Origin of the sequence: Collimonas sp. PA-H2, assembly GCF_002564105.1 — a bacterium.
Lineage (GTDB): Bacteria > Pseudomonadota > Gammaproteobacteria > Burkholderiales > Burkholderiaceae_D > Collimonas.
Window position 1 is genome coordinate 4106364 of the sequence record NZ_PDBX01000001.1, and the last position, 12148, is coordinate 4118511.

The following is a 12148-nucleotide window of genomic DNA, read 5'->3' on the forward strand; positions in this document are numbered from 1 at the left end:
CCATCTCGACCCAGCAATCAGCCAATCACATGAGGGTATTGCCATGACTGAAGCCAAAACAAACAATGCGGCGTTGCAGTGGGAGCTATTGGTCAAGAAGCGCAACAGCGATCCCAGCCGGGTGCCACCGGGCAATGAATCTCTCACGGAATCTCTCATCTGGATAACCAACACGGTCACTCTGCTCTATGGCGAGCGGGATGCCATGCTGGTCGATACTTTTCTTCCCAACGAGCAGAACGAAGAACTGGCTGACTGGATCGCAGCCAGCGGGAAGAACCTCACCATGGTGTACATCACCCATGCCCATCCCGACCATTTTTGCGGCTTGAAGCTGTTGCTTGATCGCTTCCCAGGTGCGCGGGCTGTTGCCCCTCCACAGGTGGTCAAGGCCATGCATGCCACGATCGCCCCGGATATGGTAAAGAACGTTTGGGAACGACTTTGGCCGGGACAGCTCCCGAAAGAGCTAATCGCCGCCGACGTGCTGGAAGGCAATGAGTTCGAACTGGAAGGGCACAAGATTGTGGTGGTGGATATCGGGCACACCGATTGCGATCACTCAACATGCTTGCATGTTCCGTCCATCGACCTGGTCATATCCGGAGACGCCGTCTATAACGGTGCTCATCTCTACCTGGCGGAGTCGAACAAGCAAGGGCGCCTCGACTGGTTGGGTGCACTCGATAAAATCGAAGCGCTGAATCCGCGCGCGGTGATCGCCGGGCATGGTGTACTAAAACCAGACAGCGACCTCCGGCATATCCAGGCGACGCGCCAATACCTCCTCGATTTCAACCGCCTGGACGAGGCGACGACGACAGCCCGCGAGCTCTACGACCAAATGCTGGAACTCTATCCGGATCGCACCAACCCGGGTTCGCTATGGGGCGGGGCCAAGGCCGCCAAGGCTTAGGGCCATCAGATCTGGTTGTGGCGCTATTTCAAGCGGATAGGTAGATAACGTACAAATCCCGCCGCCCCAACCAATTAAAGACGGACCAGCTACTAGTTTTAGTAGCTGGTCCGTTTTCATTTTGGCTTAAGCTTCATCGTCTTGTAGTTCAATTTGGTTTTCCCGACGATAGCCGGTTGTGGTTTGTAATGATGGAGGCTGCGGGAATCGAACCCGCCGCCGTCAAAAGTACAGATTCTTATATGAACTAGATATATTTTCCACCTAGGCTGCGTTCTTAATTAGATCTTTGATTTCGGCAAGCCAACGTGCGCGCTCCTCGGGTGTGCTTCCCGATACAGGGCCATACATCCGTCTGATAAAATTTTTAACGCCACAAAGATCAAATATACAATTGCGCCAAATCTGCTCAAGGGGATCGCCGAATACCGCCATCTCACGCTTCATTGGCGTGTTCGAAGTATTGAAAACAAGAGCGCACTTGGCCCTCAATAATCCAATTGGCAAGCCTGAAAAATCGGTATTCTCTTCGTATCGGTAAGCTGTATCGAGCCTAAGTACTCGATCTACCCAGCCTTTGAGGATTGCAGGAGGTTGCCCCCACCAATTGGGATGAAAAATCAATATCAAATCGGCGCGAGAAATCTCGGAACAATGCTGTTCGACGAGCTGATCGTGGGAGGTATTGTTTTGACTTTCATTATTTCTTTGAATCGGATCAAATTGTTCCGCATAGAGATCGTGAATGACGAGTTGATAGCCGAGTTGCTGGAGCGTTTGCTGAGATTCTGCTGCCATGGCATGACTCATGCTATTTGAGTTCGGATTGGCGACGACAATAAGTGCAAGCATAATTGAGCTTCCGATCGTAACAAGTCATTAATCCTATATCTTATCGAGCATTTTTCAAAAGCAGGGGTACTTGTATTGCACCGTTTTTGAAATCAGAGATTCATGGCTCATTTCCTCATAGGTGCCCGAACTACATCCGTAGGGCGACACGCTACTTCAGTCGAATTGGTATATAACGTACAAATTCTGCCCCCGCAACCAATAAAAGACGGACCAGCTACTTGCTTAGTAGTTGGTCCGCTGTCATTTCTGCTTAGTTTTTTTTCTTTCGTCCGTTGCCCGTAAGTTTCTCTACAAGCATCTGGTTGAATGCGCGTTCTTCGACGGTCTGAAGTGATTTGCAATGGTGGCGGCGGCGGGAATCGAAACCGCGTCTCGGTTTTAAGAAATCTCAGTCCGTGTAAAACGGCAAAAAAGCCCGGTCGACAAGTCGACCGGGCGCGAAGATACGATTTAGCGGGGCAGCGTTATCTGGCCGCTTGCCGCACATCTTTCTTGCTTGTTTTCCCCGTTGCTTCTCGCATGGTTATCAATGCGTGACCCAGCTGACAATCGGATTGACCAGGTTGGCCGCATTGGCTGCACTAAAGGCAGGTTTAGCGCCAAACTCCGTCACATACAAATCCAGTCGCGCCAGGCTTTTGGCGGCGCTGAAGTTGACGGCGAATCGGATGAAACTTGCGCCGTTAAGCGGGTTGTCCGAGTTCGGATTCACAGTGTTGCTGTTGTTTTGATGATAGCCCTTTGGCAGCAATACATTTTGCGTGCTGCCATCGGCAAACGTCGCGCGCAGCGTATAGTCGCATCCTGTATTTTGGCAGTAGTTCGCATATTTCAATTTCATTTGATCCCAATCAGGCTGGCTGGTCGGATCAAAGGTGTGCGGTATATTTCCCTGGCCTGCCGTGCTTACCGCCAGGCGATTCAGAGTGGCATCGGTTTTGGAGATGTTGCCCATCACGGTTACCACCTGTTGGTTGCCTTGCATATCTCGTTGCAACTGACTTACTGTGGAGCTGGCGTCGACGTATGCGCCTTGGGCTGCCGACCAGCTGCTAAAGCGGAATGCACCGCTAGCCGCGGCCGGATCATAAACGATACGACCGTTCATCCATCCCTGTATCAGCGCACTACTGTAATCGGCAAACATGCTCCAACGATAGCCCGCCGGATGGTCGCCGCTGCCGCCTTGCATCGGGTCTTGCCGATAGCAGTGTCCCGCAGCATCCAGCTGTCGGCCGCTGGATTTGCATGGCAAGGCAGGCAGCACTGGGGACAGCAGCTGATTGCGAACTGCGTCATAACCCCAGCTTGATCCGGACAAGCTGCCGCCTGGATAGGGAAACGTGCCGCTGTTGTACATGTCGCCTGCGTGCGACATGCCGTAACCATGGCCCATCTCATGGACGAAGATGCCGCCATAATTGTCGGAATCGCCATCGGCATTTCCGGCGCCCACGCTGGTCAGGCCGCCGCCCATGCCGATGAGCTTTCCGGTGAGAGGATCTTCCAGCACCATGGGCGCCCAATAGGCGACATTCAGATTGTGGTCGTTGTTCGCAGTCACGCTGCGCAATTCGGGAAGGACGCTGAGCATCTGTCCCATCAGCACATAACCGTCCGCGCCAGGCGAAGTCCTCGCCGCCGCGAAAGAAGAATAGGCTTGCGCAGCCGCAGTGCCGGTGGGAGGCAGGACGAAATCATTGAACGGCAGATCCCCTGAAGTTACGCCATCCACTGCTGCCACAGGAATTTCCTGGACATAGTCGAGAGCGATGCTGCTCCCATCCATCCCTAATTGTTCGTGATTTGCGTCTGTCATAGCGCGAGTAGCGCCGAAGAAAAAGACCGGTACGGTTCTCACTTTCAGATTGACGCCGGCGGTTACGGTCAATGGCACTGTGCTCACCTCGTTACCGCGGGTGATCTTCAACGTAGTTCCCGGTTGTATCCACTCTTTAGGCAACAGCACGCTGTATTTGCTGGTTGAATAGCTGGGCATGCCGTTATCCGTTGCCGGCAATTTGTCAGGCGTATTCAGAACGAGGCTGCCGAGGTTGCCGCCTGCTATCTCGACTTGAATGCTGCCGCCTGCCGTGGTCGGCTCGACCATCAGCAACGCGGCTCGGTTGGCGAGCAAATTCAAGGTCCGGCTTTTGCCATTGGCTGTATTCATCGTACGGCCCGCTGGAGGAATGACATGCGTTTGGGCCAATTCAATGCTGTTCAGTGACAGCGTACCGCTAGCAACGGGCGTGGTCGGCGTCGTCGCTGTACCAGGAGGCGCAACTGGCGGAGTCGGCGTGGTGGCAGTGCCAGGTGGTGTAGCTGGCGAAGTCGGTGTCGTCACAGTGCCGGGTGGCGTCGGTGCGGTCGATGTTCCCGGGTTGGGAGCCACGGCTGTGCTGGACGTGCCGGAACTATTGGCGCCATCGCCGCCGCCGCAGGCGGACAACAGCAATGAGAGGGTGGCGGCGGCAGCCAGTGAGTGACGCTTGGTTGGAAGAGGGGAGAAAGGCATTGCTTGTGTCCGTCGAAAATAAAAGATTCCTTAAGGCAACATTCGTGCCACGGCCAGGAAACGCCGTTGTGCTCACCATAGTCAAAAACAAGTACTGCAAATAAATGTCCGCTGGCGGTCAAAATTTGTCACTTTAAAACCGCCGTCATTTTTTTTGGTGATCCCGTCTCCTCCCGCAACCAAAAAAAGACGGACCAACTACTTGCTTGGTAGCTGGTCCGTTGTCGTTTCTGCCTGCTGTAATCGCTGGAGCTCACTTCATCGATGCAGAAAATCCTTGCATCATTTTCGCCGCCGGTCCGTGTGCAAATCCTTCCAGCCAATGCATCGCTGAATTCATATACATCCCTTGGCTCAGCTTAACAGCCGTTCGCGTTTTTGCTCTTCATCAAAAAACAGCCGCGACGGCTTGATCAGGTCGCTGCGGCTGATGATGCCGATCAGGCGGCGGCTTTGCAGATCAGTGACCACCGGCAACCGTTCCAGGTGGTGCGTCGCCATGCGCGCCGCCGCGATGCGGCAGGTTTCGGACGGCAGCGCGACCAGGGCAGCGGATTGCTCCAGATATGCGGGATTGAACAAGGTTGTCAGCGGATTACTGCCATCGGCTTGCGGGCTGAAGCTGCTGCGTTCGATCATTCCCAGCAAACCGTACTCGATATCGACCACCGGGTAGCAGCGATGCATTTGCTGCGCGCCGAAATAGCGCTCCAGGGTTTCCTCGATAGTGAGGCTGGCGGGGATTGCCACTGTCGCGTGCGTCATGACCTCATCTACGTGCTGGCGTTCCAACGGATCGACGCCGTATTCGCGGTAGATGTGGTAGCCGCGGCGGGCGATCTTCTCGGTCATGATCGAGCGCCGCATGGTGAGGACGGTGAAGCCGTAGGCGACGCCGGTGGTCAGCAGCAGCGGCAGCAGGGCGTTGGTGTCATGGGTGAGGCCGAAGGCGAAGACCGCTGCGGTGAGCGGTGCGCCGAGCACGCCTGCCAGTACCGCGGCCATGCACACCAGCGGCCACAGATGGGCGTCGCCGCCCGGCAACCATGGCGCCAGTACCGTGCCGAGGCCGGCGCCGATAATCAGCAGCGGCGCCAATACGCCACCGGAGGTGCCGGAGCCGAGCGCGATGACCCAGATCACGGCTTTCACCAGCAGCAGGCTCAAGGCGACTTGCATGAGCAGATTGCCGTTCAGCAGATCGCCGATGACATCGTAGCCGACGCCCAGCGCACGCGGCTCGAAATAGCCGCCTATGCCTACTGCGATGCCGCCCAGCGCAGGCCACCACATCCAGTGGATCGGCAATTTGTTGAACAGATCCTCGACCCGGTACAAGGCAGTCGACATCAGTGCCGACAAGGCGCCGCCGAGGATGCCGGCGACGACGCAGGAGAACAGGGCGCTGGGGCCGATTTCCGGCGTCTGCAATGGAAACAGCGGACCGGTGTCCAGTAGCAGCGGACGAGTGAATCCGGCTACCGCGCAGGCGACGATCACTGGCAGCAGGCTGCGCGGCCGCAATTCAAACAGTAGCAATTCCACCGCCAGCAGCACTGCCGCCACCGGCGTACCGAATACGGCAGTCATGCCGGCTGCAGCGCCGGCTACCAGCAGGGTCTTGCGTTCGGCTCCTGTCAGGTGGAAATGCTGAGCGATCAGCGAACCGATGGCGCCGCCGGTCATGATGATCGGGCCTTCCGCGCCAAACGGGCCGCCGCTGCCGATCACTATGCCGGACGACAGCGGCTTGAGTATGGCTACCTTGGCCGACATTTTACTTTTGCCGAACAGGATCGCTTCGATCGCTTCCGGGATGCCATGGCCGCGGATTTTTTCAGAGCCGAAGCGAGCGATCAGGCCGACAATCAAGCCGCCAAGCACCGGCAGCAAAATTACCCACAGGCCCAGATGATTGCCGGCTGGCGAGCGCGCGGCGAAGGACAGCGACTGATAAAAGAACAGATTGGTGAATAGCCGGATCAGGTTCAGCAGGGCATATGCCGCCAGGGTGCCGCAGCCGCCGATGACCACCGCGATCAATGAAATCCTGAGCAGGCGCGTATCGGCCGCGAAATCCCGTTTGTGCGAGTGATGGTTCGAAGACATGATGAAATTCTCAGATGTTGATAGTGGGTACGCGGAAAATATCGGTCAGGGTATTCAGCTCGGCACGGTGCAGTTCCGCCAGCTTGGCCAGGCAGCGTTCGCCGTCCGGCAGCAGGTGGATATTGACCTGGCGGCGGTCGACGTCGCTACCGCGGCGCTGCACCAGCTTCAGCTTTTCACAACGCGAGATCAGCGCCACCACGCTGTGATGCTGCGATTGCAAGCGCTCGGCCAGCTCGCCGACGCTGGCCCAGTCGCGCCCGGGCGTTCCTTTTACATGCAGCAACAGCAGATATTGTTGTGGTGTGACACCTTCGCTCTGCGCCGCTTCTTCGCTGAAGCGCAGGAATTTTCGGAGCTGGTAACGAAATGTCGACAGGGCTTCAAAGTCTTGCTTGGTTAAGGACGGGGATTGCATGCTCGGTTCTCTGGAGTGGTGGTATTCTTTGGGATGGATAATATATCATAATACGATATATTGGCTAGGGCGAGAGAAACTCGACTTTGCTTGCGGATCATTTTTCCTCGGACAATGCCGAAGATCCCGTGCCTGATATGTGTCTTGCGCGCTGCCATGCGAAAAAAACGGGCCAAAGATTAGCCGTTCATGCGCATCGACAGGGAATTTCGTGCGCTGAAATGCAAAGGGCGCACAATAGCCGTATCGCTTGATCTATCCGCATGCGATGGGCCGGCAGCGGCAGGAGGATGTCATGTACAAGAAAATTTTGGTTGCCTATAACGGCACTCCGGAGAGTCAGTCCGCATTGCACGAATGTATTCGCATCAACCCGCCGCCTTCGACAGAAATCCATTTGCTGGCGGTGGTTCAGCTTTGTCCGTATGGCATGGCGGGAGGCTATGCCCCCGAGACTGCATTCACTACCAATAGTCAGATGATGGAGCAAGAGTTAGAGCGGGGGCAGGCGCTGATGGCCGATGCCGGACTCGATGTGGTGCCTCATCTCCAGATGGGCGAGCCGGTCGAGGTCATCGGTGCGCTCGCGGATGCATTGGAGATCGATCTTATTATTGTCGGCCATCCACGCCGTAAGGCGCTTGCAATGCGCTGGTGGCGCGGTTCCATGGATGCATTGCTGATCGAGAGGGTGAAATCCAGCATTCTGGTTGCCGTTCATCCTTGACTGGATCGGAAAGTAGCAGCCAATTGCCTCCGCCTTGACAGGCGCCAGTGCAATCGGCTAAGTCTTACCTGTTGCCTGGATCAGGAAGCAAAGACCCGCAAATATCCGGTGCTCCAGTTGGTCCACTGGCCGGTTGCTCCGTTCCAGGCGCCATGCAATGACGATCCATTCCAAATGGAACACTGCACCGTATGATCGTTGAACCAGATTGTTACCGGACTGCCGGAATTCTCCGGATTCCACGACCATTGCAAGGGATAGGAGGTTTCCTGATCAGGCGAGAACAGCACTGTGACTTGCGTCGGCGACCTGCCCAATCCATGGGTAAACGCCATGTTGTGATTGGTCTGGTTGTTGGCATCTACCCAGCCTGAGTCATATCCGGCTGCTGGCGCAAAAGAAGCCTTTTCTTTGGAGATTTTCGAATCGGTGTAGACGACATTAGATTTCATGATTAATCCATCCATGGTTTTAAGCGTGCTTCTTAAAGGGAGGCAATAGCCAACAGATGCAAAAACGATGACTGGCTTAATTATTGAAAGCTTTTCCGCTAGCCATGCCCGGCGCATATCCCTCGGATATGAGCGGCCATTAAATCACGTTGCTGCATGGAAATATGCTGTCACTAGTGATAGCTTGAAATCCCTGGAACTGGCTGCTTATGAGCAGAACAGGGCGCTGAAAAATGCCGCCAGTCATTAAATATTTCTCTCGATTTAACAAATTTGATAATGATTGTGAAATCGCTTATTTAACATTGGACAGCGCAGCGTGGTTTCCACGATGATTTTGCTGAGCAGTGTTTTTTAGGGGACTTGAAATGGAAGCGCTCATCAACGATACATATCTCAACAAGAGCATCGAAAAAATCCTGGGATGCGCGACGCTGGCGCTTTACGGCGAAGACATCCGCTTCTCCGTGCTTCTCGCCATCCGCGACGTTCGCGACTATCTGACTAACGTCAAGGCAGGAGATCCGGCGGCCAACCAGCGGGTGTTCCAGAACAGTTTGACGGCACTGGCAAACAGCACACATCCCAGCATGCCAGACTATAAGAAAACCATTGAGTATGCGGCTACGCTGATGACTGTTGAATTGGGCGAATAGCTATCGGCCGATAAGGAATCGAGTAGTCCTCAAGTATCAACCCATCACAAAACCGTCGGTCGCAAACCGTTAAATTGATCCGGTGTTATATTTCGACACTCTGCTGTTCAGGCTCAATTTACAAGGAACACGATCATGGCAAATATCGCTTTTCTCGGCACCGGCTTGCTCGGAAGCGCATTCGCGGAAGCCGCCGCAAAACGAGGCGATTCGGTCACCGCATGGAATCGCTCCATCGACAAAGCACAAGCTCTTTCCCAGTTCGGCGTGAAGGCGGCAGCGACGCCTGCCGAAGCGGTGCGGACTGCCTCAAGAGTGCATATCGTACTCAAGGATGACGCAGTGGTGGAGGAAGTTATTGCGGCGATCCGCAGTGAACTATCTGCCGACACGATCCTGATTGATCACACTACGACATTACCTGCGCTCACGGCCGAACGTGCCGCACGCTTGCATGCTGCCGGAGTGAAGTATTTGCACTGCCCAGTCTTCATGGGGCCGGCTGCTGCTCGCAATGCTCAAGGCTCGATGATGGCCGCGGGGCCGAAGGCGCTGTTCGAATCGGTCCAGGCGGATCTCGCCAAAATGACCGGGCGTCTCGAATACATGGGCGAGCGCGCTGACCTTGCCGCCGCCAACAAACTGTTTGGCAATGCCATGATTATCGGCCTCTCTGCGGTGATGGCCGACGTGCTTACCCTGGCGCGGGCGAGCGACGTTAACGGCGAGGACGCCATCAAGCTGCTTGGCCTGCTGGACCTGAACGGGATGGTGGCGAATCGCGGGGTGAACATGGCCAAGGGTAATTTCACCCCGAGTTTCGAATTGGCGATGGCGCGCAAGGATGTGCGGCTGATGCTGGAGACGACAGGCAAGCGGCCGATGGCGGCATTGCCTGCGATCGCGGCCAGAATGGACCAGCTGATTTCAGCAGGACATGGCGCCGCCGATGCCAGTGTCGTTGGCATCGACGCGGTGCCTCGGCCTTAAGCGTTGAGCGCCCTGCAAAGCTGATCAATCACGCTCACAGATCGCGCGCCCAGGTCTCGCCAACCAGATCCTTGCCGAAGCTGTGATGGGATTCCTCAGCGATCTTTTCAAAACCCGCTTTCGTGTAGATATCGCGGGCGCCCACCAGGATGCTGTTGGTCCACAGCAGCATCTTCTTGTAACCTGCGAATTTCGCGAAGTGCAGGCATTCCTCGACCAGCCGCCGGCCCATTCCCATGCCGCGCGCGCTTGGCTCGACGTATAGCATACGCAGCTTGGCCGTGGTTTCATCATGGCGCACGACGAACACGGAGCCGGCCACCTTGCCGTCCTTCTCGGCGATCCAGCAGCGTTCAGAAGCAGCGTCGAAATCGCGCATGTAGTTGGCGACGATGTCGGCGACCAGCGCTTCGAAATCCGAGTTCCAGCCATAGTCCTGCGCGTACAGCACACCGTGGCGATGCACCACCCAGCCCATGTCGCCCGGCCGCGGATCGCGCAGCAGATAGGAAGAGGTGCGCTGGCCCAGCAGGCCTTCTATCTGCTGCATGGCGTCGACCAGCTGATGCTGTTCCGGCACCGATAATTTCCCTAGCATGGCAGCGACTTCGCGCTGAGACGCATCATTCAGCGGTGCGAAAGTAGCGCGCCCGAGCTCGGTCAGGCGCAGCTGCGCAATCCTGCCGTCGGCCTCCGAGCGCACACGTTCGAGCAGGCCCTTTTTTTCGAAGCCGGATATCACGCGGCTCAGGTAGCCGGGATTAAGGCTCAGCTCACGCGCCAGATCCGCCGCCGTCAGCGTTGACCGGTGCGCCAGCTCGTACAGGATGCGCAACTCGGTGAGGGAAAATACACTGTCCAGCAAGTGCTCGTGAAGCACGCCTATCTTGTCGGTATAAAAGCGGTTGAAATGCCGGACCATATTGGCGCGGTCATCCAGTTGTTCGATAGTCATATGATTTCATCAAGTTGCTTAAGGCTATAATATAGTTGCTTAAGGCAACTAAATCAAGCTGGCGTTGGATTGTTGCCGGGAGTCTATCCGGCAATCGGATTTGCCATGTTTTTCAGCGTGGCGGGATAAGTTGGCGATAATGGAGACTTTTTGACCGCCGCTCAAGGCCGGTCTGCGTCATGTCGCCTCTCCTAGAATTTCCCATGAATAGAAACGTAAAAATCATCCTTCTTTCTTTCAGCTGCATGTCGCCGGCGCTACTGCATGCGGCCGAGCTTGAACAGCAGTTGGCGCACTGCTCGGCATTGGCTGATGCCGGCGCGCGCCTGGGCTGTTTTGACGCCCTGGCCAAGGCCACGGCGGACGCGGCCATGCCTGCTGCCGCCGACCCGCCGGCTGTCTCTGCCGCCGCAACTGCGCCGGTGCCTGCAGCCGTCACCGGCAAGAGCACGACAGAGCGCGGCGCGGAGCAGATTTCGCACACTGTGCAGAGCTGGGAGCTGGACCCCAACGCCAAGCGCGGCGTGTTCTCCCTCAAGTCTTACCTGGACAATTACGTGCTGCTGGCCAATTACAGCAGCTCGACCAACCAGGCGCCGTTCAACCAAAACACGCCGAACGGACTGGATCAGCAAAAAGTGGAGCTGACCTACCAGTTCAGCTTCAAGATGAAGATGGCGGAAAACATCGCCGGCAGTCCGCTCGATCTGTGGCTGGCCTACACCCAGCAGAGTTTCTGGCAAGCGTATAACCGGGCCAACTCCAGCCCGTTTCGCGAAACCAATTACCAGCCTGAACTGATTGCGACGCTGCCCTTGACGGTCAAGTTCGGCGACTTCAACTTCCGTTATCTCAATTTCGGACTGGTACACCAGTCCAACGGCCAGTCATCGACCTTGTCGCGCAGCTGGAACCGTTTCTATACTGAGCTGGGCGCCGAGTACGGCAAGCTGGCGCTGTCGGCCAGGATCTGGAAGCGCCTCGATAACGCCAAGGCCAACAACGACAACATCGATATCGTCGACTACCTGGGGCATGGCGACGTGCGCGCTACCTACCGCCAGGACGGCTACGAATATTCGCTGCTGGCGCGCCGCAATTTCCAGACCGGCCACGGGGCAGTCCAGGCTAGCTGGGCATTCCCGGTCACGACCAATTTAAAGGGCTATGTGCATTTGTTTTCCGGTTACGGCGAAAGCCTGATCGATTACAACTATTCGCAAAAATCGATAGGCGCGGGTTTCTTGATCGACTTTTAAAGAACTTTGACCAGGAAATTTTCCTGATCGTCTAGCCTCAGGCGTCGCGCGCCTGGGGCTTTTTTGTCTGTGGATGGGTTGAGAAGTCATCTCCTGACCCGGCAAACACACCGGCTTGCCTGCCGCCGTTGCCGCTAACTGGCCGTGTGAGCATTTTGCGATGCACCAAATTGATCCTTCCAGGGTCGCCGGCCAGCGACGGCCGTATGCGGCTCGAGGCCATGCCTCGCCGTAAGAGAAGCGCTGCATTCAGCCCTTCATGCTGCTCAATTTATCGTTGCGGCCGCATTGCC

The 12148-nt window shown here is 56.1% G+C and carries 13 protein-coding genes; 7 read left to right on the forward strand and 6 right to left on the reverse strand.

Annotated features, from left to right (window positions below; genetic code table 11):
- Positions 1 to 43: 43 nt before the first annotated feature.
- Positions 44 to 916 carry an MBL fold metallo-hydrolase gene (locus tag BCF11_RS18890; RefSeq protein WP_098496116.1) on the forward strand — a complete coding sequence of 291 codons (873 nt, stop codon included), beginning with the start codon at positions 44 to 46 and terminating at the stop codon, positions 914 to 916.
- Positions 917 to 1180: 264 nt separating this feature from the next.
- On the opposite strand, the gene BCF11_RS18895 is transcribed toward BCF11_RS18890, so the two are convergent.
- Both BCF11_RS18895 and BCF11_RS18900 read right to left on the reverse strand, forming a co-directional pair.
- Entirely contained in the window at positions 1181 to 1768 is a 588-nt protein-coding gene (locus BCF11_RS18895; RefSeq protein ID WP_098496117.1) for an NAD(P)H-dependent oxidoreductase, read from the reverse strand.
- 529 nt (positions 1769 to 2297) lie between these two features.
- Positions 2298 to 3881, reverse strand: a complete 1584-nt coding sequence (locus BCF11_RS18900) for a M66 family metalloprotease (protein ID WP_233212690.1) — start codon at positions 3879 to 3881, stop codon at positions 2298 to 2300.
- Between the two features lie 106 nt (positions 3882 to 3987).
- On the opposite strand from BCF11_RS18900, the gene BCF11_RS28030 reads away from it, so the two are divergent.
- Positions 3988 to 4260 (forward strand): hypothetical protein, encoded by a 273-nt coding sequence (locus BCF11_RS28030; protein ID WP_158229232.1) that lies wholly within the window; start codon positions 3988 to 3990, stop codon positions 4258 to 4260.
- A 383-nt stretch (positions 4261 to 4643) separates the two neighbouring features.
- Here BCF11_RS28030 and BCF11_RS18905 read toward each other — a convergent pair whose 3' ends face one another.
- Both BCF11_RS18905 and BCF11_RS18910 read right to left on the reverse strand, forming a co-directional pair.
- On the reverse strand, positions 4644 to 6398 hold the full coding sequence (locus tag BCF11_RS18905; RefSeq protein WP_098496119.1) for a chloride channel protein: 1755 nt from the start codon (positions 6396 to 6398) through the stop codon (positions 4644 to 4646).
- Between the two features lie 10 nt (positions 6399 to 6408).
- Positions 6409 to 6816, reverse strand: coding sequence for a MarR family winged helix-turn-helix transcriptional regulator (locus BCF11_RS18910; RefSeq protein ID WP_098496120.1), 408 nt, complete (start codon positions 6814 to 6816; stop codon positions 6409 to 6411).
- A 295-nt stretch (positions 6817 to 7111) separates the two neighbouring features.
- On the opposite strand from BCF11_RS18910, the gene BCF11_RS18915 reads away from it, so the two are divergent.
- Positions 7112 to 7543, forward strand: coding sequence for a universal stress protein (locus BCF11_RS18915; RefSeq protein ID WP_098497576.1), 432 nt, complete (start codon positions 7112 to 7114; stop codon positions 7541 to 7543).
- A gap of 80 nt (positions 7544 to 7623) precedes the next feature.
- Here the strand turns inward: BCF11_RS18915 and BCF11_RS18920 are convergent, their stop codons facing one another.
- Positions 7624 to 8010: a hypothetical protein gene (locus tag BCF11_RS18920; protein WP_158229233.1), complete on the reverse strand. Its 387-nt coding sequence runs from the start codon at positions 8008 to 8010 to the stop codon at positions 7624 to 7626.
- A gap of 52 nt (positions 8011 to 8062) precedes the next feature.
- Here BCF11_RS18920 and BCF11_RS27665 point away from each other — a divergent pair, with 52 nt between their 5' ends.
- The 3 genes from BCF11_RS27665 (at position 8063) to BCF11_RS18930 (ending at position 9641) form a co-directional block, all read left to right on the forward strand.
- Positions 8063 to 8245 carry a hypothetical protein gene (locus BCF11_RS27665; protein ID WP_143751377.1) on the forward strand — a complete coding sequence of 61 codons (183 nt, stop codon included), beginning with the start codon at positions 8063 to 8065 and terminating at the stop codon, positions 8243 to 8245.
- Positions 8246 to 8363: 118 nt separating this feature from the next.
- Positions 8364 to 8651 carry a hypothetical protein gene (locus tag BCF11_RS18925; protein ID WP_098496122.1) on the forward strand — a complete coding sequence of 96 codons (288 nt, stop codon included), beginning with the start codon at positions 8364 to 8366 and terminating at the stop codon, positions 8649 to 8651.
- Between the two features lie 135 nt (positions 8652 to 8786).
- A complete protein-coding gene (locus BCF11_RS18930; protein WP_098496123.1) occupies positions 8787 to 9641 on the forward strand; it encodes an NAD(P)-dependent oxidoreductase in 855 nt (284 codons plus the stop codon).
- 34 nt (positions 9642 to 9675) lie between these two features.
- Here the strand turns inward: BCF11_RS18930 and BCF11_RS18935 are convergent, their stop codons facing one another.
- Positions 9676 to 10596: a bifunctional helix-turn-helix transcriptional regulator/GNAT family N-acetyltransferase gene (locus tag BCF11_RS18935; protein ID WP_098496124.1), complete on the reverse strand. Its 921-nt coding sequence runs from the start codon at positions 10594 to 10596 to the stop codon at positions 9676 to 9678.
- Positions 10597 to 10799: 203 nt separating this feature from the next.
- Here BCF11_RS18935 and BCF11_RS18940 point away from each other — a divergent pair, with 203 nt between their 5' ends.
- Positions 10800 to 11855, forward strand: a complete 1056-nt coding sequence (locus BCF11_RS18940; RefSeq protein ID WP_233212540.1) for a phospholipase A — start codon at positions 10800 to 10802, stop codon at positions 11853 to 11855.
- Positions 11856 to 12148 lie beyond the last annotated feature (293 nt).